This window comes from Pseudomonas sp. (genome assembly GCF_048269965.1).
In the GTDB taxonomy this organism is placed as follows: Bacteria; Pseudomonadota; Gammaproteobacteria; order Pseudomonadales; family Pseudomonadaceae; genus Aquipseudomonas.
Genome location: NZ_JBLWTV010000001.1, coordinates 310,769 through 330,268, shown reverse-complemented (window position 1 = coordinate 330,268; position 19,500 = coordinate 310,769). Strand labels below are relative to the sequence as shown.

Annotated in this window: 20 protein-coding genes and 1 pseudogene; 14 read left to right on the top strand and 7 right to left on the bottom strand. The window is 64.0% G+C overall.

The window, feature by feature from the left end; translation table 11 throughout:
• The first annotated feature begins 1 nt into the window (after window position 1).
• From mbhE to mnhG, 6 genes are read left to right on the top strand one after another with little or no spacing between them, the layout of a single operon-like run.
• On the top strand, window positions 2-2,734 hold the full coding sequence (gene mbhE, locus ACN0X6_RS01585; RefSeq protein ID WP_417701521.1) for a hydrogen gas-evolving membrane-bound hydrogenase subunit E: 2,733 nt from the start codon (window positions 2-4) through the stop codon (window positions 2,732-2,734).
• Entirely contained in the window at window positions 2,722-3,126 is a 405-nt protein-coding gene (locus tag ACN0X6_RS01580) for a sodium:proton antiporter (RefSeq protein WP_417701519.1), read from the top strand. Before mbhE ends, ACN0X6_RS01580 begins: the two co-directional genes overlap by 13 nt.
• Complete coding sequence (locus ACN0X6_RS01575; RefSeq protein WP_417701517.1) at window positions 3,123-4,619, top strand: proton-conducting transporter membrane subunit; 1,497 nt, start codon at window positions 3,123-3,125, stop codon at window positions 4,617-4,619. Before ACN0X6_RS01580 ends, ACN0X6_RS01575 begins: the two co-directional genes overlap by 4 nt.
• Window positions 4,619-5,116 (top strand): Na+/H+ antiporter subunit E, encoded by a 498-nt coding sequence (locus tag ACN0X6_RS01570; RefSeq protein ID WP_417701515.1) that lies wholly within the window; start codon window positions 4,619-4,621, stop codon window positions 5,114-5,116. The genes ACN0X6_RS01575 and ACN0X6_RS01570 overlap by 1 nt, the downstream gene beginning before the upstream one ends.
• Window positions 5,113-5,424 (top strand): monovalent cation/H+ antiporter complex subunit F, encoded by a 312-nt coding sequence (locus ACN0X6_RS01565; protein WP_417701514.1) that lies wholly within the window; start codon window positions 5,113-5,115, stop codon window positions 5,422-5,424. Before ACN0X6_RS01570 ends, ACN0X6_RS01565 begins: the two co-directional genes overlap by 4 nt.
• On the top strand, window positions 5,421-5,762 hold the full coding sequence (mnhG, locus tag ACN0X6_RS01560) for a monovalent cation/H(+) antiporter subunit G (protein WP_104727068.1): 342 nt from the start codon (window positions 5,421-5,423) through the stop codon (window positions 5,760-5,762). Before ACN0X6_RS01565 ends, mnhG begins: the two co-directional genes overlap by 4 nt.
• A 6-nt stretch (window positions 5,763-5,768) precedes the next feature.
• Here the strand turns inward: mnhG and dinG are convergent, their stop codons facing one another.
• Window positions 5,769-7,913, bottom strand: coding sequence for an ATP-dependent DNA helicase DinG (gene dinG / locus ACN0X6_RS01555; RefSeq protein WP_160020532.1), 2,145 nt, complete (start codon window positions 7,911-7,913; stop codon window positions 5,769-5,771).
• 140 nt (window positions 7,914-8,053) lie between these two features.
• Here dinG and ACN0X6_RS01550 point away from each other — a divergent pair, with 140 nt between their 5' ends.
• The gene (locus ACN0X6_RS01550; protein WP_417701511.1) at window positions 8,054-8,518 is read left to right on the top strand and encodes a CopD family protein; all 465 of its coding nucleotides are present in this window, start codon (window positions 8,054-8,056) and stop codon (window positions 8,516-8,518) included.
• Window positions 8,519-8,569: 51 nt separating this feature from the next.
• Here ACN0X6_RS01550 and ACN0X6_RS01545 read toward each other — a convergent pair whose 3' ends face one another.
• The 4 genes and pseudogenes from ACN0X6_RS01545 to ACN0X6_RS01530 all read right to left on the bottom strand — a co-directional run.
• Window positions 8,570-9,331 carry a collagen-like protein gene (locus ACN0X6_RS01545; protein ID WP_417701510.1) on the bottom strand — a complete coding sequence of 254 codons (762 nt, stop codon included), beginning with the start codon at window positions 9,329-9,331 and terminating at the stop codon, window positions 8,570-8,572.
• A complete protein-coding gene (locus ACN0X6_RS01540; protein WP_417701508.1) occupies window positions 9,324-9,626 on the bottom strand; it encodes a DUF1145 domain-containing protein in 303 nt (100 codons plus the stop codon). The genes ACN0X6_RS01545 and ACN0X6_RS01540 overlap by 8 nt, the downstream gene beginning before the upstream one ends.
• Before the next feature lie 157 nt (window positions 9,627-9,783).
• A complete protein-coding gene (locus tag ACN0X6_RS01535; RefSeq protein ID WP_417701506.1) occupies window positions 9,784-10,518 on the bottom strand; it encodes an OmpA family protein in 735 nt (244 codons plus the stop codon).
• 142 nt (window positions 10,519-10,660) lie between these two features.
• Window positions 10,661-11,014: pseudogene (locus tag ACN0X6_RS01530) on the bottom strand (OmpA family protein); the annotation flags it as partial.
• A 439-nt stretch (window positions 11,015-11,453) separates the two neighbouring features.
• On the opposite strand from ACN0X6_RS01530, the gene ACN0X6_RS01525 reads away from it, so the two are divergent.
• The 3 genes from ACN0X6_RS01525 (at window position 11,454) to ACN0X6_RS01515 (ending at window position 13,621) form a co-directional block, all read left to right on the top strand.
• On the top strand, window positions 11,454-11,951 hold the full coding sequence (locus ACN0X6_RS01525; protein WP_417701505.1) for a DUF6231 family protein: 498 nt from the start codon (window positions 11,454-11,456) through the stop codon (window positions 11,949-11,951).
• Between the two features lie 4 nt (window positions 11,952-11,955).
• Complete coding sequence (locus tag ACN0X6_RS01520; protein WP_417701503.1) at window positions 11,956-12,438, top strand: YchJ family protein; 483 nt, start codon at window positions 11,956-11,958, stop codon at window positions 12,436-12,438.
• A 67-nt stretch (window positions 12,439-12,505) separates the two neighbouring features.
• The gene (locus tag ACN0X6_RS01515) at window positions 12,506-13,621 is read left to right on the top strand and encodes a hypothetical protein (protein WP_417701501.1); all 1,116 of its coding nucleotides are present in this window, start codon (window positions 12,506-12,508) and stop codon (window positions 13,619-13,621) included.
• A gap of 70 nt (window positions 13,622-13,691) precedes the next feature.
• Here the strand turns inward: ACN0X6_RS01515 and ACN0X6_RS01510 are convergent, their stop codons facing one another.
• Window positions 13,692-14,246: a hypothetical protein gene (locus ACN0X6_RS01510; RefSeq protein WP_417701499.1), complete on the bottom strand. Its 555-nt coding sequence runs from the start codon at window positions 14,244-14,246 to the stop codon at window positions 13,692-13,694.
• A gap of 192 nt (window positions 14,247-14,438) precedes the next feature.
• Here ACN0X6_RS01510 and ACN0X6_RS01505 point away from each other — a divergent pair, with 192 nt between their 5' ends.
• The 4 genes from ACN0X6_RS01505 (at window position 14,439) to ACN0X6_RS01490 (ending at window position 18,233) form a co-directional block, all read left to right on the top strand.
• Complete coding sequence (locus ACN0X6_RS01505; RefSeq protein WP_417701497.1) at window positions 14,439-14,936, top strand: LEA type 2 family protein; 498 nt, start codon at window positions 14,439-14,441, stop codon at window positions 14,934-14,936.
• Between the two features lie 17 nt (window positions 14,937-14,953).
• Window positions 14,954-15,148, top strand: a complete 195-nt coding sequence (locus ACN0X6_RS01500) for an SEC-C metal-binding domain-containing protein (protein ID WP_017677822.1) — start codon at window positions 14,954-14,956, stop codon at window positions 15,146-15,148.
• 7 nt (window positions 15,149-15,155) lie between these two features.
• Window positions 15,156-15,620: a DUF2489 domain-containing protein gene (locus tag ACN0X6_RS01495; RefSeq protein WP_417701495.1), complete on the top strand. Its 465-nt coding sequence runs from the start codon at window positions 15,156-15,158 to the stop codon at window positions 15,618-15,620.
• A 99-nt stretch (window positions 15,621-15,719) separates the two neighbouring features.
• A complete protein-coding gene (locus tag ACN0X6_RS01490; protein ID WP_417701493.1) occupies window positions 15,720-18,233 on the top strand; it encodes a penicillin acylase family protein in 2,514 nt (837 codons plus the stop codon).
• A gap of 484 nt (window positions 18,234-18,717) precedes the next feature.
• Here the strand turns inward: ACN0X6_RS01490 and ACN0X6_RS01485 are convergent, their stop codons facing one another.
• On the bottom strand, window positions 18,718-19,410 hold the full coding sequence (locus ACN0X6_RS01485) for an NUDIX hydrolase (RefSeq protein ID WP_417701492.1): 693 nt from the start codon (window positions 19,408-19,410) through the stop codon (window positions 18,718-18,720).
• Between the last annotated feature and the right edge of the window lie 90 nt (window positions 19,411-19,500).

Genomic DNA, 19,500 nt, shown 5'->3' with positions numbered 1-19,500 from the left:
AGTGCTCTACCTACTGTCCCTGCTCGCCATGGCGGCCATCATGGCACCCGGCCTGACGCGTCTGCTGGGCGCTCGCACGGGTTGGCTGCTGATGCTGGCGCCGCTGGTGGCCTTCATCTGGTTCGTGCAGCAGATTCCGCTGATAGCCGGCGGCGACAGCGTGATGCAGAGCCTGAGCTGGATTCCGGCGCTGGGCATCAACCTGAGCCTGCGCCTGGACGGTCTCTCGCTACTGTTCGCGCTGCTGATCAGCGGCATCGGCAGTCTGATCGTGCTGTACTCCGGCAGTTATCTGTCCAGCCACGCCCACCTCGGCCGCTTTCACGCTTACTTGCTGGTGTTCATGTTGGCGATGCTCGGCCTGGTGCTGGCCGACGACCTGGTGGCGATGTTCGTGTTCTGGGAGCTGACCAGTATCGCCTCCTTCCTGCTGATCAGTTTTCAACACGACAAAGCGGTATCGCGCCGCGCGGCATTGCAGGCGCTGCTGATCACCGGCGGCGGTGGCCTGGCGCTGCTGGCAGGGCTGATCCTGCTCGGGGGCGCGACGGGTAACTGGCAGTTCTCCAGCCTCAGCGCCGAGCAGATCGAAGGCCATGTGCTGCTGCCGGCGATCATCGCCCTGGTACTGCTGGGCTGTTTCACCAAATCGGCGCAGGTGCCCTTCCATCTGTGGCTGCCCAACGCAATGAACGCGCCGACGCCGGTGTCGGCGTATCTGCACTCGGCGACCATGGTAAAAGCCGGCATCTACCTGTTGGCCCGTCTCAACCCGGTGCTCGGTGGCTCCGTCGGCTGGGGCACCCTGCTGATCACCTTCGGCGCCGCCACTGCGGTGCTCGGCGCCTTCCTGGCCTTCCGCCAGACCGATCTCAAGCGCTTGCTGGCCTACACCACGGTGACCGTGCTGGGCCAACTGACCATGCTGATCGGCACCAACACCAGCTATGGCCTGCAGGCGTTCGTGCTCTATCTGGTGGCGCATTCTCTCTATAAAGGTGCGCTGTTCATGGCGGTCGGCGCCATCGACCACGCCACCGGCACTCGCGAGCTGGCGCGCCTCGGCGGTTTGATCCGCTTCATGCCGATGACTGGCGCGGCCGTGGCCCTGGCAGCATTCTCCAATGCCGGGCTACCGCCGTTCTTCGGCTTCATCGCCAAGGAGTTCAAGTACACCGGCCTGATCGAGATGGGTCATATCGGCTGGGCGGTGACGCTGGTGATGATTCTCACCAACGCCCTGCTCTTCGCCGCTGCCGGCCTGGTATTCCTGCAGACCTTCCTCGGCAAGCGCGGCGACTATCCGCGCACGCCACATGAAGTTGGTTTACCGATGTGGCTGGGACCGATGCTGCTGGCCATCGGCGGTTTCCTGCTCGGCGCCTGGAATGCCTGGCCGGAAACCTGGCTGGTGAATAACGCGGTGCAGGCCGTGGCGCGCGGCCCGGTGGATGTCCACCTGTACCTGTGGGGCGGCATTACCCCTGCGTTGCTGGCCAGCTTGCTGACCGTATCACTGGGCGTGCTGTTCTACGTGATGCGCGACCGCGTCAGGCGGCTGCTCGATCGCGCCAACGCAGCCTGGAACGTCAGTGGCGACCTGATCTGGGATCGTCTGCTCAAACGCGTGTTCCACTTCGCCGGGCTGCTTGCCGCCCGCTTCCAGCACGGCTCGCTGCGTCAGCATCTGGTACTGCTGGCCCTGGCGGTCGGCGGCCTGTTGGCGGTAGGCCTGGTGCCTGCGCTGCCGCAACTGCTGCAGGGCAGCTACAGCCCGATCTCGCCACTGGGTCTGGCCGGCTGCCTGTTGGCACTGGCTGGCGGCGTGGCAGCGGCGTTCCTGCCCGGCCGGCTTACCTTGCTGGCGGCACTGGGTGCCTGCGGCCTGGGCCTGGCGCTGGTGTTCGTCGCGGTCAATGCACCGGACGTGGCGATGACCCAGCTGATGGTGGAAACCCTCAGCCTGATCTTCCTGGCCCTGGTGTTTCGCAAGATGCCCACGGTGCCAGCCAGCGGCGCACGCGCCCCGTGGAAGCGCCGCCTGCACGCCAGTGTGGCGATCCTCTTCGGTCTCAGCGTGACTGGCGCCCTGCTGCTGGCGACAAGCCTGCCACTGCCGGGCGAAATCGCGCAGTGGTATCAGGCCAACAGCCTGCCGGGCGGTCACGGGCATAACGTGGTCAACGTCATCCTGGTGGACTTCCGCGCTTTCGATACCCTGGGCGAAATCCTCGTGGTCGCCCTCTCTGCCCTTGCGGCGGCCAGCCTGCTGGGCACTGGCCGGCGCTTCGGCAACGAACACAGCGGTGAAGATGCCTTCACCTCGCCGCTGCTGCGCCAGGGCCTGCGCCCACTGGCCTGGCTGATGCTGGCCGCCTCGCTACTAGTGCTGTGGCGCGGCCACAACCTGCCGGGCGGTGGTTTCATTGGCGGCTTGGTGGCGGCCTGCGGCCTGATTCTGCTGGTGCTGACCTACGGCCACGGGCAGATTCGCCGGGTGCTGCCCATTGCGCCTGCGCAACTGATCGGTATCGGCCTGGGCTGCGCGGCGGGTGCCGGCATGCTTGGCCTGATCACCGGCAATGCGTTTCTCACCGGCCTGTGGACCTTCCCCGGCGGGCTGCCGCTGGGCACGCCCTTGCTCTTCGATGTTGGCGTATTCCTCACCGTGTTCGGCTCGGCCCTGCACATGATCGACAAACTGACGGGAGTTCGCCAGTCATGGAATGGTTAGCCGCAATCACGACCGGAGGCCTGGCGGGTCTGGGCCTGTGGATGCTTCTGGATCGCAACCTCAAGCGCGTCGTGCTGGGCGTGGTGGTCCTGGGCAACGCAATCAACCTGGGCGTGCTCACCGCCGGACGTTTCTTCGGCGAGCGCCCGGCATTCGTCGAGGCTGGCAACGCAGCCAGCACCGCCAACCCGTTGCCGCAGGCACTGGTGCTGACCGCCATCGTCATCGGTTTCAGCCTGTTCATCTTTGCCCTGGCGCTGCTCAAGCGCACCCGCGAACTGCATGGCGACAAGACCACCGACTCGGTCAGTTCGATCACCGAACAACCGGCGCCGGACTGGCACGACAGCGAGCATGGACACGACGCCAATGGTGCGGAGGCTCGCCGATGAATCACGCGTTACTCGTTGCGCCGATCCTCGTGCCCCTGTGCAGTCTGCTGCTGGCGATCATCCTGCGCCGCAACCTGCTGGCCGTGCGCGTGCTCAGCCTGAGCGGCACTGCCCTGCTGCTGGCCGTTGGCCTGGTGCTGGTCTGGCAGGCCGCGCAGGGCGTCGTGCTCAGCGGTCAGGTAGGCGACTGGCAGGCGCCGTTCGGCATCAGCCTGGTGATCGATCGACTGTCGGCGGTGATGATCGCCATCAGTGCCCTGGTCGCGCTGGTCACCCTGCTCTATGGCGTGGCCAAGGACAACGACAGCACGATCGGCCGCGACTTCCACCTGTTCATCCAGGGCCTGCTGACGGGCATCTGCGGCGCCTTCATCACCGCCGACATCTTCAACCTGTACGTCTGGTTCGAGGTGCTGCTGATCGCCTCCTTCGCCCTGATGGCACTCGGCGGTGGCAGCCGCCGGCTGGCCGGCAGCATGACCTACGTGGCCCTCAACCTGTTCGCCACGCTGATCTTCCTGCTCTCCGCCGGCCTGGTCTACGGCGCCAGCGGCACGCTGAACATGGGTGAACTGGCAGTGATCATGCGCAGCGGTGAGGCGCCACCGGGCGTGACGCCGGCGCTGCTGCTGATGCTGCTGTCGTTCGCCATCAAGGCTGCGCTATTCCCGGTATTCGGCTGGCTGCCGGCCACCTACCACGTTGCCCTGACGGCGGTTTCGGCGATGTTTGCAGGCCTGCTGACCAAGGTCGGCGTGTACGCGCTGATTCGCCTGGTGACCCTGCTCTGGCCGGAGTACGGCCTGCCGCATCAACTGCTGCTGTGGGTCGCCTGCGCAACCATGCTGGTGGGCGTGCTGGGTGCGGCGGCGCAGACCGAGGTGCGGCGCATCCTGTCGTTCCACATTGTCAGCCAGGTCGGCTACATGATCCTCGGCCTGGCCCTGGCCACCCCGCTGGCGCTGGCCGGCGCGGTGTTCTACCTGATCCACCATATCGTGGTGAAGGCCAATCTGTTCTTCATCGGCGGCCTGGCGGCGCGCATCTGTGGCTCCGAGCGGCTGGCCGACATGGGCGGGCTTTACAAGCGCATGCCCTGGCTGGCGCTGCTGTTCGCCATTCCGGCGCTGTCGCTGGCAGGCATTCCGCCGCTGTCCGGTTTCTGGGCCAAGTTCCTGCTGGTCAAGGCCAGCCTGGATGCCGCTGCCTGGTGGGCGGCGGGCATCGCCCTGGTGACCGGCGTGTTCACTCTACTGTCGATGAACAAGATCTGGAACGAAGCCTTTCTCAAGCCTCATCCAGAAGGTGAAGAGGTGCTGCAAGCGGTTGCCGGCATACGCGCGGCCTGGCTGGGGATGAGTGCCCTGGCGCTGCTGACCGTACTGATCGGCCTGGGCGCCGGCCCGCTGATCGACTACGCCGTGGCTGCCGCCGCGCAGCTCGCCGACCCGCAAGCCTATCTGCAACCCTTTACCGGCGCAGGAGGTACCTGATGCTGTTTCTCATCCATTTGCTGGCCAGCGCTGGCCTGGCCTGGAGCCTCGGCGCCGGTCATCTGGGCGGCGCTCTGCTGGCCTTCGCCCTGCTCTACCTGAGCGCTCGCCTGCTGGGGTTGGCAGTCCCGCGCCTGGGCCGTTACGCCCGTAGCCTGGAGCATGGCGTCAGCTTCTGCCTGTGGTTCATCGCCCAGGTGTTTCTTGCAACCTACCAGGTCGCCACGCTGATACTGGCGCGCCGGATCGAGGTGGAGCCGGCCGTGCTGGCCTACCCGGTGACCCGCCGGGAAGTGGACAAGGTCACCCTGCTCGGCACGCTGCTGACCCTGACTCCCGGCACCCTGGCCCTGGACTATGACGAGGAACAAGGCCTGCTCTATATCCACACCCTCGATGCCCGTCGCCGTGAGGACTTGACCGACATCCTCATCGAGCTGGAACGCCGCCTGCTGGCCTGGCTCGACGCCGGCAAAGCCGAAGGAGCAACGCCATGACCCTGCACCTGGCCGGAGCAGCCTGGGTATTGCCCCTGGCGGCTGCCTTGCTCGCACTGAGCGGTTTGATCACGCTGTATCGCCTGTTACGCGGGCCGAGTCGCCCGGATCGCGCGGTGGCCATCGACGCCCTGACCCTGCTGGCGGTCGCTGCCATGGCGCTGCTGTGCCTGATGCGCGGCGAGGCGCTGTTCCTCGACGTCGCCGTGCTGCTGGCACTGGTGTCGTTTCTCGGCACGGCGGCCTTTGCCTTCCTGTTCGATGATGCCCACAGCCAGATGCCGGAAAAAAGCGAGGAGCACCCATGAACGACGTACAGGCCTGGCTGGCGTCGCTGCTGGTACTGAGCGGTGCGGTGATCTCTCTGCTCGGCGCGATTGGCGTATTGCGCCTGCCCGACAGCTACAGCCGCATGCACGCGGCAAGCAAGGCCGGCGTGCTCGGCGCCGTGTTGCTACTTGGCGCAGTGGCCTTGGCCAGCAGTGGCGAGCTGGCGCTGGAGGCCTTTATCGGCCTGCTGATTCTGCTGGCCAGCGCCCCGCTAGCCGCTCACGCCATCGCCCGCGCCGCCCATCGCGCCGGGATTCGGCCAACGCTGGGGCGACTGGGCGATGAACTGGAGCAACGCAACAGGGGGGGCGAATAGGCTCGATCAGTCGATCTGCCGGCGAAACGGCGGCAGAGCATTGAGAATCGCCTTGCCATAGCGCTGGGTGACCACACGCCGATCCAGCAACGTGATGGTGCCGCGATCGGCCTCGGTACGCAGCAGGCGACCACAGGCCTGGACCAGGCGCAGCGAGGCGTCCGGCACGGCGATTTCCATGAAGGGATTACCACCGCGTGCCTCGATCCATTCGGCCAGCGCCGCCTCCACCGGGTCGTCCGGCACGGCGAAGGGAATCTTGGCGATCACCACGTGTTCGCAATAGGCGCCGGGCAGATCGACGCCCTCGGCAAAACTGGCCAGGCCGAACAGCACGCTTTCCTCACCGGAATCGACGCGTGCCTTGTGCTTGTTCAGGGTCTCCTGCTTGGACAGGTTGCCCTGAATGAACACGCGCTTGCGCCAGTCGCGATCGAGGCCGTCGAACACGTCCTGCATCTGCTTGCGCGAGGAGAACAGCACCAGCGTACCGCGGCTGCCTGCCACCAGGCCCGGCAACTCACGAATGATGGCCGCCGTATGCACAGCAGCCTCACGGGGATCGGCCTTGAGATCAGGCACGCGCAGCAGGCCGGCGTCGGCATGGTGGAAGGGGCTCGGCACGATGGCGGCGACCGCCACCTTGGGCAGCCCGGCACGCATGCGATAGCGGTCGAAGGTGCCCAGCGCAGTCAGTGTGGCGGAAGTCACCAGGGCGCCGTGAGCGACATTCCACAGGTTGCGGCGCAAGGTCTCGGCCGCCAGGATCGGGCTGGCGTTGACCTCGATGTCAAACAGCGCACCGCTCTCGGCCAGGGTCAACCAGCGCGCCATGGGCGGGCTTTCCTCAGGGTCTTCTGCGGTGAAGGCCAGCCACAGCTCCCAGTTGCCCTTGGCGCGCGCCATCAGGCTGCCGAACAGCGGGTACCACTCCTCGGCCTGATGGCTGGCGATGCCCACCGCGCCCTCGCCATCCATCGCTTCCTTGAGCAGCTCGGTAACGCCGGTGAACAGATCGTTGAGCTTGGAAAAACCCTTCTTCAGCTCCAGCCCCAGTTCGGTCAGGTGCTCCGGCACCACGCCGCCGACGAAACGGTGACGCGGGCGCTCGCGGCCCTCCATGTCCTCACCGGCCTTGAAGTCGGCGATCTGCTCGCAGGCGGCGAACATGAACTGCTGCTGGGTCTTCAGTTCGCGGGCCAGTTCCGGCACCTGTTCGATCAGCCGCCCGAGATCGCCCGGCAGCGGGTTCTGCGCCAGCAGCTTGGTCAGGTTCTTGTCGATCTGGGTCAGCCAGTCGGCGGTCGAGCGCAGGCGGGTGAAATGGGCGAAGTGGCCGATGGCCTTGTCCGGCAGGTGATGGCCTTCGTCGAACACATAGATGGTTTCGCGCGGGTCGGGCAGCACCGCGCCGCCGCCGAGCGCCAGGTCGGCCAGCACCATGTCGTGGTTGGTGACGATCACGTCGACCTTGCCCATGCCCTCGCGCGCCTTGTAGAAGGCGCACTGCTGGAAGTTCGGGCAGTGGCGATTGGTGCACTGGCTGTGATCGGTGGTCAGCTGCGCCCAGCGTACGTCCTCCAGCTCCTCCGGCCAGCTGTCGCGGTCACCATCCCATTTGTTGCCGGCGAGCTTCTCGATCATCGCGGTGAACAGCTTCTGGCCCTGTTCATCCACATCGATGCGAAAGCCTTCCTCCTCGAACAACTGCGCGGTTGCGCTCTGCGCCGCGCCGTCCTGCAGCAGGTGGTCGAGTTTGGACAGGCACAGGTAGCGCCCACGCCCCTTGGCCAGGGCGAAGCTGAAATTCAGGCCGCTGTTGCGCAGCAGATCCGGCAGATCCTTGTGCACGATCTGCTCCTGCAGCGCCACGGTGGCAGTGGCGATCACCAGACGCTTGCCGGCGGCCTTGGCCGTGGGAATGGTGGCCAGGCTGTAGGCCACCGTCTTGCCGGTACCGGTGCCCGCCTCGACCGCCACGACGGCAGGATCACCCAGACGCTTGCCCTCGTCATCGGTCTTGATGGTGCCGAGCACCTTGGCGATCTCGGCGATCATCAGCCGCTGGCCATAGCGCGGCTTGAGCGACTTGGCTTCGAGAAAGCGCGAGTAGGCGCCCTGGATCTGGGACTTGAGTTCGGTACTGAGCATGGATTCTGAAACGAAAAAGGCTGGATAAATTTTCAGTATTCGCGGAGCGGTCGCTATCATAGCGCGGCAATCGATCTGGCGCTGACTCGCGTGTCTATCGAATGAACCGAGCTGCCAGACGGCCCCTCCGGAGATACCGCATGACCCCCTACGCACCGCTCTACGCACTTCACCTGTTGGCCGCCGTCGTCTGGGTTGGCGGCATGTTCTTCGCCTGGATGATCCTGCGCCCGGCAGCGGTCGAAATACTGGAACCGCCAGCGCGCCTGCGCCTGTGGCTGAGTGTGTTCAGGCGATTTTTCGTCTGGGTCTGGTTGGCGGTAGCGGCCCTGCCACTGAGCGGGCTGGGCATGCTGCACATGAGCTACAGCGGTTTCGACGCCGCGCCGCGCTACGTGCACATCATGATGGGGCTGTATCTGGTGATGCTCGCCCTGTTCCTGCGTATTCAGGCACTGCAGCTGCCACAACTGCGGCGCGCCGTGGAGGCCGAGAACTGGCCTGCAGGCGGCGAAGTGCTGGGGCGGATTCGCAGGGTCGTGGGCAGCAACCTGCTGATCGGCCTGGCACTGATGACACTGGCCGCCATGCGTCCGTCATTCTGACCGACGCGGCTGCCTTGGTTTGCACATGCAAACCAAGGCAGCGACGGTTATCTAGAAACGAAACACCTGAACGGCACCGCTGCGACCCGCTGCACCTTCGCGTCCGGGCTGACCGGGTTTGCCATCGGCCGCACCCTCCACGCCGTAGAGCAGGCAGCCCTTGGCGGCACCGCCACGGCCGGGGCGCCCCGCCAAGCCGGCTGCACCGCCCGCGCCGCCGTCGAGCAACACCTGCATGCGCTCGACCTCGACATGGTGAGGCACTTCAAGGACCACCTTGCCACCTGCTGCGCCTTCATGGCCATCGGTACCGTCCTGGCCATCGTGGCCGGCACTGGCCTGGCCCCAGGTGCAACCACCTGGCTTGCCATGCGCCCCATCGAGCCCGGCATAACCCGGCCTGCCTTGCCCACCCCGTACATCCAGGGTCAGCGATTCGAATGTCAGCTTGTGCAGCTTGAGATTGATTTCACGCCCAGCAGTAGCCGGCCGAGTGTAAGTACCGGCCGCACCTTTGGCGCTGATCCAGGCGCCCGGACCGATATCGGCGTCCTCGACTAGCAGACGCAGCGGCTGATCGCTGGGCGCTACGCCAATACGCGCGTCGCGGCCCATCAGCAACTCGCCAATGCGCAACTCGGTCACCGTGGCCGGGATCATCAGGGTCGCCTGATCCGCCACTTCCAGCCGCTCGAGCTGCAGGCTGCTAGTGGCGACCGGCAGACGCATCAAGGTATTGGACGGCACCTTGACCTGAGTAGCGGCCAACGACGCGCCTGTGAACAAGCAGAGCAACAAAGCGAGACTACGCATGAGCAGCCTCCTCATGCGCTGCAGCCAGGCTCTCGCCCGCCCGCTCGACCTTCAGCGGATAGAGGTGAAAAATGCCGAACAGCAGGACCTGTACACGATCCAGCCAGGGGCTGGCGCGACCGCACAGCAGACCTGCGAACAGCCACAGCTGTGCCCCATGCAGCAGCGCAAGAAAGGCCCCGAGCAGATAGACGAGTTGCTCGAACGGTGCGCCGAAACGCTTGGCCAGCGCCGCCCCGAATACCAGCCAGAAGGCCAAGGTCAGCGCCTTGCCCACCCCCAACAATGCTTTCATCCCCGCCCTCTTGCTCTGGTTCTTCTAATAGCGCAGCACGTTAACCGGTCGCGGCGCTGACCACCAGAGCGCGGGATTATTTTCCATGACTTCAGCTGTCACCCGCCGCAAAAGCGACACCCCCAGGCCGTGACGACCTGTGGGGCGCCCCTTCGCTTCAACGCGAAACGTACAACTCGACGCGGCGGTTCTGGGCGCGGCCGGCATCGCTGCCATTGTCCGCCACCGGCTGGCTCTCACCACGGCCTTCCGTGCTGAGCTTGGCGGCAGGCACACCCTGGGCGCTGAGGAAGTCGGCAACACTGCGTGCACGGCGTTCGGACAACGCCTGGTTGTAGGTATCAGAACCGACGCTATCGGTATGTCCGACGACCTTGACTGCGACCAGACTGGCGCCGGTCAGACGGCTACCGACATCGGCAAGCAGGCGCCGCGCCTCGCCCGTCAGCTCGGCTGAGTCGAACGCGAACAGCACATTTCCCAGGTCGCTGAGCACGATGACCTCATCCTGCACCTGCTGCTCCATCGCCGGCTCGGCCGCAACGCTGGCGGGGTACTGCGGCAAAGGGCAGCCGTTATGGCCTACAGCAGTACCCGCTGGCGTACCGGGGCAGCGATCACGGCGGTCGAATACAGCGTCGCCATCTTCGTCGCCGTCCTGCGCATAACAGATGATGGTGCCCAGCAGAGCGCCGGCTACCGCGCCGCCTGCTGCCCAGGTGGAACTTTCGATTGCGCCGAGGCCGCCACCGGCCAAAGCTCCAATCGCACTGCACAGGGGCCAGTTCCCCTGGTTGAGCGGCGCGTCTCCCGTACTGGAAGTCGTGGCACAACCCGAGAGAACACTGCTGACCAGGAGAAAGGGTAAAACCCTCGAAAGCTGGATTCTCATGGCGGTGTCTCCTGTGATACCGGCATGTGGCCGGTATCACAGGAGTAAAGACCGCAGCAGGGGTTCATACAAGAAAAGGCCCGACCGATGGAATCGGTCGGGCCTTCGCGGGTGACACCTGACGTGGCTTGGAAGAAGCGCCTTACGGCTGAGCTTCGACCTCGGCTTCTACGCGGCGGTTGATGGCACGACCATCGGCAGTGGCGTTGTCGGCAACCGGGCGGCTCTCGCCATAACCCACTGCCTGCACGCGGCCGGACTCTACACCGTACTGGTTGACCAGAACTTCACGCACGGCACTGGCGCGGCGCTCGGACAGACCCTGGTTGTAAGCATCGCTGCCCACGGAGTCGGTGTGACCTTCAACCACGGTGCTGGTCTGCGGATACTGCTTCATGAAGTCGGCCAGGGCCTTGATGTCGCCATAGCTTTCCTGCTTGACCTGAGCCTTGTCGAAGTCGAACTTGACGTCCAGCTCGACACGAACGGCCTCGGCCGGCTCGGCAACTGCCATCTCCTCGACAACGACTTCTTCGACGACGGCAACCTGCTGCTCTTCGGCACCGTGTACCCAGCAGTAGGCAGCAGCCATACCGGCACCTAACACCGCACCGCCGCCCGCCCAGGAAGAACTTTCGATTGCCCCGAGCGCAGCACCACCCACGCCGCCTACAGCGGCGCAGGTGGGCCAGTCGGTTTTCTGCAGGCCGGCGCAACCGGTCAGCAAGGTGCTAGCCAGAATCAGGGGTACTGCGTTCCTTGTGATACTCATACTTTAGGTCTCCAATGTTCATCGGCGCATAACCGACTCGATAGTAGTAAAGACAGGAGTTGTACAATCCGCCAGCTATAGCAGCTTCTACGGATAATTTTCTCTCACTCTAGGCCTGATACCGACACCACGTTAGTCTTTGCAGACTTTTCGAGGAAGTTCGATGACCGCCAGCCTTAGCACCCGTACTCCACAGCAAGCCATTGCGGCACTGCTTGCCCGCCATACCCCCGAGAAACTGCTGTTACTCGGAGCAAGCGAGCTCCCCGCAGTCAGCGCCTTTCACAGCGCCCACCCGCAGTGTCAGGTCACTACCGCACCTGCTGCTCCCCTGGCGCCTGAACTGGCCGCACAGCGCTTCGACCTGGCAATTCTGGTCGACTGTCTGGAGCACTTGCCCAAACGCGATGGACTGCAACTACTGGGTGGCATTCGCAACCTCAACGCCAGCCGGGTCGCCGTATTGCTCGACCTCAAGGCAGGTGATTGGCAGGAAACCGACTTTTTCGCCCTGGCCATGCAAGCCAGTGAACAGTTCCAGCGCGAGGGACAGACCCTGCATCTGTTCACCTATGATCTACTCGATTACAAGCAAGTTCCCGACTGGTTGAACGCGAAGTTCTGGGCAAATCCACAAAACTTCGGCAAATACTGGTGGTAGAACGATGCACCCTCTCGATCCCAATTGTCCTTGCGGCAGCGGCAACCTGCTGAGCCAGTGCTGCGGCCACTATCACGCGGGCACCCACGCACCCAGCGCGCAGTTGTTGATGCGTTCGCGCTACACCGCTTATGTACTGGGCCTGGTGGATTATCTGGTAGCCACCACCTTGCCCGCCCAGCAACAGGCCCTCGACCGCGACGCGATGGCCGCCTGGAGCGCGCAAAGCACCTGGCTGGGTTTGGAAGTCGAGGGCAGCGAGGTATTCGGCGGTCAGCCGGAGCATGCCCAGGTGACTTTCGTCGCTCGTTGGCACGATGACAACGGCGAACATCGTCACCGCGAATGCTCCGCTTTCGTTCAGGTGGACGGGCGCTGGTTCTTCCTCGACCCGACCGCACCACTGAAGGCCGGACGCAATGACCCTTGCCCCTGCCAGGGCGGGCAGAAGTTCAAGAAGTGCTGCGCGCCTTACCTGAATGGCTGATTGGCGTTAATCCTGCTTTCTGCTTGAGTTGATGGGTCCCACGAGGACACTCAACAAGGAGAAAGTCATGCACAAGAAAAGTGGTATCGCTCTTATCCTGGCCAGCCTGCTTTTTGGCTGCGCCAACCAGCCCGCCGGGCTGCAAGGGGAAACGCTGGACCTGGGCGACAGCCAGCGCGTCAGCCGCCTGTTCGCTTACCCGAACAACTGCAGCGTGATCTGCTACCGCGACTGGACGCTGGAACAGACGGTCGAACACTACCTGCAACAGAGCCTGACGCGCGATGGTTACCCCCAGGCCAGCGTGCGCGTAACACGCAACGGGGAACGTATTCACGCCAATTTCGACGGCACGCCAAAGGATTACGGCAAACCCCTGCTGCAATTGCTCGATGCCGGTGACCTGGCCTATCAGGGCGCCAGTCAGCTGAATCGTGACGGTAAATGGCAGTACAACTGGTACTTCTTCCTGCCGCTGGGCATGGCTCTGGAGAACCGCAAGAGCGTCGAGCTGCTGCACTTCCCACCGGACTACTCACTGACCCAGGCTCAGGATTATCTGCGTTCGAGCACCACCGATCGCTGGGCCTCGCTGCTCGGTTTCAATGGTGTACAGGCGCAACACACTCCTGCCTACCAGACCATCATCGACATCGCTCCCATCGCCGCCCCGGCCAGTGCCGGCAGCGCATTGCAGGGCGTGTACGGCTACTTCAACAGCTATCAGCGGCGCATGGTCAGCGAACTCAGCGCCGGCCCGAACGATGCCAGCCTGCCAATGGTCGCCTTCGGCAGCCCGGTGCGCAGTTGGATCAAGCAACAGTACGGCGTCAATCTGCCGGTGCTGGGCCTCGGCCAGATCGATGCGGCCCCCGGGCAGCAGGTCTACGTGCTCGGCGCCAATCATCCCAGCTACATCTGGTATGCGGCCGATCCGGCCAACAACAAGGGCAGCAAGGCTGCCGCCAACGCAGCCGGGATCAAGGTCATGGGGCAGGACTTGAGCGCCGCCTGCTGGCAGGCTGGCATGGGCCAGCAGCCGACGAGTGATCCGCAGCAGACGCTCAATACCTGCACCGAAAAATGGCAGGTAACGGAGAAGCTGCAAACCTGCGAACTGTTCTTCACCAGCGTGCGCAACCTCAAGCCCGAGGAAGCCGCGACCGCGTGCAAGGCGGGTTAGCGGCCCTGAACGCAAAAACGCCGTGGCTGCAGGCTCAACTCAGGGCGTTTCAAGCCAGGCTACCGAATGCTCAGTCCTGCAGTTTCAGGTGCGATGTATCCGGTGCAACCGCTGGAGTCGCAGCCTTGGCCTGCCCCATATCGCTACCGACGGGCGCCAGACTGAACTGCGACAAGTCGACCTGTGGCGCTGCAGCGTCGGGCCTGGCGTCCTGCAGATCGCTGCCCACCGGAGCGATGTCGAAATCCGGGGCATCCACATCACTGAACGCGGCCATGTACTCATCTCGTGGCGCGACCTGCAGGCGCCCTGGCTTGGCCACAGCCCGTGCTGCTGCCGGAGCCGGTTGCGGCTCTACGGGCGGCGGCGGGGCCAGTTCGACCTCCTCGATCAGGGCGTCCATGTCGACGACTTCGACCCGCGCACCGGCCCGCTCCAGAGTCGCGCGGTACTTCTCCGCCCCGGCGGCGTCGAGGTTGTTCTTGATCACGATGCGGCGCCCGGAGAACAACTGAGCGATGCGCTGAGCATCGGCCTGGAACAGCTTGGCCATGTTGGCCTTGACCAGCTCTGGCTGGGCGCCCGGCACCAGTTGCCCGGAGAAGGCGATCTCGTAGCGACTCATGGTCACACTCCTGTCCTATTCGCCGCTCAGTATGGCGCAGGTTCCTTTGCCCTGACACTGCAGGCTTCTCATTCATGCTCTCGCGATCACCAACACCCCGAAACCACCACAGTATCTCATTGAAAATAATGAGTGCGTCCCCGTTGCAGCCAAGCGCTTGCTTGTTACACTGGGCCGCAATGGGGGTATGAAATGTTTTCTCAGGCGCAAATGATAAGAATTATCAGCCTATTGATGTTTTTTGGCCTGCTTTCAGGCCTGACAGGATGCTCCACCTGGATGACAGGTGGCTTCAAGGACCCGGACGTCCAACTCATCAAAGTTGATGTGGTCAAGGCCAGGCTGCTCGAACAGGAGTTCCGCCTGCGCTTTCGAATCGACAATCCCAACGGCGTCAGCCTGCCGGTGCGCGGGCTGGACTATAACGTCCAGCTCAACGGTATCCAGCTGGCCGAGGGCTACTCCAACGAGTGGTTCACCGTGCCCGCCCATGGCCACCACACCTTCGACGTATCGGTGCGCACCAACCTCTGGCGCCATGTGCGGCAGATCGTCAAAGCACTGGAAAAACCGGACGTGCCGATTCGCTATAGCCTCAAGGGTAAGGTAAAAACCGGCATGTTGTTCGGCCGCAGCGTGCACATGGCGCGTAATGGCGAGATAATCCCCGGCGATTTCATCCCCGAATAACCTGCACGAGTAACACCATGAGCAACCAACCCCACGTCCACGGCCCTGACTGCAACCATGACCACGATCATCACGATCACGGCCATGTGCACGGCCCGCACTGCAACCATGGCCATCAGGAGCCGGTGCGCAACGCGCTGAAGGACGTCGGCCGTAACGATCCCTGCCCATGCGGCAGCGAGAAGAAGTACAAGAAGTGCCACGGCGCCTGAACCGCGCATGGATGCTCTGACCCTCATCCTGCTGCTGACCGGTCTGCTGTTGATCGCAGCGCTGGCCGCCTATGCCTGGCACCTGTGGCGCCGTGTGTGGGCGAACCAGCGCGTGCACGAGCAAGCGCAGCAAGAGCGCCAGCAACGCATCGGTGGCGATCTGCACATCCTCGCCAGCAGCCTGCTCGACGAGCAGTTGCCGTTGATCGAAGGTGCCATCCGCATCAAGGTGCTGCTCGACAACTATGACAGCGCCCTGAGCAATGACAACCGCTGCCAGGTGTTCCATCTGCTCTTCGAGGCGACCGCCGAGGTGCCCACCCATGCGGCCTGGAAGGCCCTGGACAAGGCCGAACGGCGCCGCTTCGAAAAACGCTTCAACGAGCTGGAACTGCAGCACAAGGCCGCCGCGCGCATCGCCGCTCGCTGGTTGCTGGACGAAGGGCTGAAGAGGCCTCAGACGAGCGTCTGAGGCCTCTTGCCAGGCATCGCCAGCCTCATTACCTTGGCGCCTTTGTGGCCGGTCACTGCACGACCGGCCGCGACCGTCCGCACACCAAGGAAATTCGCCATGCGCACGCTGGCTCGCCTGACTATTGCCGCCTCACTGATCAGCCTCGCCGGCTGCCAGTCCCTGCTCAACAGCCGTTATGCCGACAGCGTGCCACCGACGCGCGGTGTCGAGCGCATCCAGGGTGTGGCCGAAAGTGCGTCGGTGCGGCGCAATGCCCTCGGCATGCCACTGATCGAATCGAGCAATTTCCACGACGCCCTGTTTACCCTGGGCTACGTGCATGCAGGTGACCGTCTCAGCCAGATGGTCGGCATGCGCCTGCTGGCTCAGGGTCGCCTGGCCGAGATGGCCGGGCCCGGCGTGCTGGAAATGGACCGTTTCATGCGCGCGGTCAACCTGAAAAAGAATGCGGAAATTCTCTACGCCGACGCCTCGCCTCGCCTGAAGCGCTTCTTCGAGGTCTATTCGCGTGGCGTCAACGCCTATGTGTTCCGCTACCGCGATCGCCTGCCGATGGATCTGGCCGAGTCCGGCTACCGCCCCGAGTACTGGAAGCCCGAGGACTCGGTGCTGCTGTTCTGCCTGCTCAACTTTGGCCTGGCGGTGAACCTGCAGGAAGAGATCGCCGCGCTGACCATGGCCCAGCAGGTGGGCACCGACAAGCTGCCCTGGCTGCTGCCGATCTACCCGGACGAACCGCTGCCCTTCGCCGAGGCGGAAAAACTCGCCGGTCTCGACCTCAAGGGCCAGTTGCCGGGCCTGCAGGCGATTTCCCGCACTGCGACGCAGATCGCCGAACAGCACATGCTCGGCGTCGCCGCCTCGAACAACTGGGCCATCGCCCCGCAGCGTAGCCGTGGCGGCAAGAGCCTGCTGGCCAACGACACTCATCTGCCATTGAGCATGCCTTCGCTGTGGAATTTCGTGCAGATCCGCTCGCCCAAGTACCAGGCCGCCGGCGTGTCCCTGGCGGGCGTGCCGGCCGTGGTCGCCGGCTACAACGGCAAGCTGGCCTGGGGCATGACCATGGTCATGGGCGACAACCAGGATATCTACCTGGAGCGCATCAAGCGCGAGGGCAGCCGCCTGATGTATCAGGCCGGCGGCAAGTGGCTGCCGGTCAGCGAGCGCCAGGAGACGTTCTTCATTCGCGGCCAGCGCCCGATCCGTGAAACGCTCTACGAGACCCGCAACGGGCCGCTGCTCAACTCGGTACTGGGCGAACGCAAACATATGCTGCAGCCCCTGGCGCTGCAGAGCGGTTATGGCCTGGCCCTGAAAACCACCCAGTTCGAGCGTGACCAGAGCCTCGATGCCTTCTTCGACCTGTCACGCGCACAATCGGTGGAGCAGGCCTTCGAGGCGACGCGGGAAATCCGCGCCATGCCGCTGAACATCGTCTTCGCCGATGCCCAGCACATCGGCTGGCAGGTCACCGGTCGCTACCCGAACCGCCGCGAAGGTCGTGGCCTGCTGCCCTCGCCCGGCTGGGACGAACGCTACGCCTGGGATGGCTTCGCCGACCCGATGCTGCACCCTTACGATCAGGACCCGCCGCAAGGCTGGCTGGGCACTGCCAATGAGCGCAGCGTGCCGCCCGGTTATGGCATGCAGTTGTCCAGCTCCTGGTACTACCCGGAGCGCGCCGAGCGCATCGCCGAACTGGCCGGCAACGGCCGTCACGATGGTCGCAGCATGATCGCCATGCAGTACGACCAGACCTCCCCCTTCGTCGCCAAACTGCAGGCCATGTTCAACGACCCGGTCATGCACGATTCGCTGCGCCAGGCCATCGCCGCCCTGCCCGCTGGTCAGCGCGCCCGTGCCGATGAAGCCCTGAAGCGCCTGCTGGCGTTCGACGGCAAGCTCGCCGCCGGTTCGGCCGATGCCGCCATCTACGGCGCCTTCCTGCATGAAAGCGCGCGGCAGATCTTCCTCGACGAGCTGGGCCCGGAAGACAGCCCGGCCTGGAAGGCGCTGGTGCAAACCGCCAACACCTCCTACTCGGCGCAGGCCGATCATCTGCTTGGCCGTGCCGACAGCCCGTTCTGGAACGACATCCGCACGCCGGAGCAGGAAGACAAGCCGGCCATCCTCGCGCGCAGCCTGGCCGCCAGCATCGAGTTGCTGGAAAACCGCCTGGGCATGGAGCGTCGCAACTGGCAATGGGGCAAGCTGCACAGCTATGAGTGGGTGACGGACACCACACGCATGGCGCCCTACATGAGCGCCAGCCAGCGCACCAGCATCAATGCCCTGAAAGGTTATCTGGATCGCGGCCCCTATCCGGCCGGGGGCGACCACAGCACGCTGAACGTCTCCGCCTACGCCTGGGGCCAGGATTTCCACACCTTCCTGATCCCGGCCATGCGCATCGTGGTGGATTTTGCCGCGGACGAGCCTCTGGTCGGCGTCAACAGCTCGGGCCAGTCCGGCAATCCGGCCAGCCCACACTATGCCGACGGCATCGAATCATGGCTCAAGGGCGGCTACATGAGCTTCCCCTTCAAAGCGCAGAACCTGGACAAGGTCTACGGCAAGCAGCGCCTGTTGTTGATGCCGGCCAAGTAATGACCGTTCGTCGGGCAGCGCTGAACCTTTCCCTCAGCGCCTGACTCTGAATGATCGACTTACTCCATAGATCATCGTTTTAAGGCGCCCCTGGCGCCTTTTCTTTTGCCTGCAGGAAAAAGATGGCTTTTTTCCATCACCGTACGGAACTTCCCGAACGAAGCAGGCTCAGAGACTATGCATCGATTGAAATGCTCCCCTGGCGCCTCTGGCGCCTATTTTTTGCCTGCGATTCAGAGAGTGCCTGCGAACAGGCCGTTGAAAAACGTAGGCGACGACTGCATGGATGCAGGAGGTAGAGCGAAGCAGGAAGCCCGAGCCGAGGCAGCCAGGGCAATACCGGTGGCGGCCCCGCAAAAACAGGCGAAAAACGGTCGGAGTCGCGGTCGACTTTACGAGCTGTAAATGAGCATTTTGACTGGGCTCGCACGCGAGACTGTCTTTAACGCAGCAATGGCAACGTAGGTAGTTTTGCAACGGCCTGCTAAGCCAGCAGGCTACGGTCGAAGATAAAGGCCTCAGCCGCTTGCGGGCGATGCTCCAGCAGACTCTGCGGGCGCCCCATCTTCGGATAGTTCTTCTCGCCGGTGTCACGGATCCAACCCTGCGCCTTCATCCGTTCCAGCCTCCCGCGCAAGGTGGTGTGCTGCACCGGCTCGCCCAGACAAGCCTGGAACGCCGTCAGCGCTTCGGTCACGGTGAATCGCGGCGCCAGCAGATACAGCGGCAGGGAGCTGTAGACCGACTTGCCGCGCAATCGCTCGGCCGCCAGGCGCACCAGTTGCGTGTGGTCGAATGGCAACGCCTGCTGTCCTGCAGTTATGAGCGTCAGATCGGCGAAGCGCAAACCTTCATCCTGCGGTACGGCATCAGGCGCCAGCAGCGCCAGATAGCAGGTGCTCAACGACCAGCCGCGCGGATCACGCACGCCATTGCCCACCGTCGCCACCTGCTCCAGATACTGCGGTTGCAGGCGCGCCTTGTCCGCCAGCGCACGGGCAGCGGCGGCGTCCAGGCTGGCATCGACGCAACGACCATTGACCAGCACGCCCGGTAGCGCCCATTGCCCTGCGTAGGGTTCGCGCTGGCGACGCAGCAGCAGCACCTGCAACGCCCCCTCCTCGCTCAGGCGCAGGGCAACGATATCCACCCCGGCCAGAACCTCCACTGCACTCATCCTGTCCCTTGCTCCTTCATATACTTATTCCATCTTGACCAATAACTCATATTTTTTCACGCAGGATTTGGTGAAAACACTTGACTACAT

Bases quoted from the DNA above. Each gene is read 5' to 3' on its own strand.
- mnhG (WP_104727068.1), top strand. From the start codon at position 5,421: ATGAACGACGTACAGGCCTGGCTGGCGTCGCTGCTGGTACTGAGCGGT.
- dinG (WP_160020532.1), bottom strand. From the start codon at position 7,913: ATGCTCAGTACCGAACTCAAGTCCCAGATCCAGGGCGCCTACTCGCGC.
- ACN0X6_RS01490 (WP_417701493.1), top strand. From the start codon at position 15,720: ATGCGCACGCTGGCTCGCCTGACTATTGCCGCCTCACTGATCAGCCTC.
- ACN0X6_RS01505 (WP_417701497.1), top strand. From the start codon at position 14,439: ATGTTTTCTCAGGCGCAAATGATAAGAATTATCAGCCTATTGATGTTT.
- ACN0X6_RS01580 (WP_417701519.1), top strand. From the start codon at position 2,722: ATGGAATGGTTAGCCGCAATCACGACCGGAGGCCTGGCGGGTCTGGGC.
- ACN0X6_RS01525 (WP_417701505.1), top strand. From the start codon at position 11,454: ATGACCGCCAGCCTTAGCACCCGTACTCCACAGCAAGCCATTGCGGCA.
- ACN0X6_RS01485 (WP_417701492.1), bottom strand. From the start codon at position 19,410: ATGAGTGCAGTGGAGGTTCTGGCCGGGGTGGATATCGTTGCCCTGCGC.
- ACN0X6_RS01510 (WP_417701499.1), bottom strand. From the start codon at position 14,246: ATGAGTCGCTACGAGATCGCCTTCTCCGGGCAACTGGTGCCGGGCGCC.
- ACN0X6_RS01550 (WP_417701511.1), top strand. From the start codon at position 8,054: ATGACCCCCTACGCACCGCTCTACGCACTTCACCTGTTGGCCGCCGTC.
- ACN0X6_RS01495 (WP_417701495.1), top strand. From the start codon at position 15,156: ATGGATGCTCTGACCCTCATCCTGCTGCTGACCGGTCTGCTGTTGATC.
- ACN0X6_RS01520 (WP_417701503.1), top strand. From the start codon at position 11,956: ATGCACCCTCTCGATCCCAATTGTCCTTGCGGCAGCGGCAACCTGCTG.
- ACN0X6_RS01500 (WP_017677822.1), top strand. From the start codon at position 14,954: ATGAGCAACCAACCCCACGTCCACGGCCCTGACTGCAACCATGACCAC.
- ACN0X6_RS01515 (WP_417701501.1), top strand. From the start codon at position 12,506: ATGCACAAGAAAAGTGGTATCGCTCTTATCCTGGCCAGCCTGCTTTTT.
- ACN0X6_RS01565 (WP_417701514.1), top strand. From the start codon at position 5,113: ATGACCCTGCACCTGGCCGGAGCAGCCTGGGTATTGCCCCTGGCGGCT.
- ACN0X6_RS01545 (WP_417701510.1), bottom strand. From the start codon at position 9,331: ATGCGTAGTCTCGCTTTGTTGCTCTGCTTGTTCACAGGCGCGTCGTTG.
- ACN0X6_RS01540 (WP_417701508.1), bottom strand. From the start codon at position 9,626: ATGAAAGCATTGTTGGGGGTGGGCAAGGCGCTGACCTTGGCCTTCTGG.
- ACN0X6_RS01535 (WP_417701506.1), bottom strand. From the start codon at position 10,518: ATGAGAATCCAGCTTTCGAGGGTTTTACCCTTTCTCCTGGTCAGCAGT.
- ACN0X6_RS01570 (WP_417701515.1), top strand. From the start codon at position 4,619: ATGCTGTTTCTCATCCATTTGCTGGCCAGCGCTGGCCTGGCCTGGAGC.
- ACN0X6_RS01575 (WP_417701517.1), top strand. From the start codon at position 3,123: ATGAATCACGCGTTACTCGTTGCGCCGATCCTCGTGCCCCTGTGCAGT.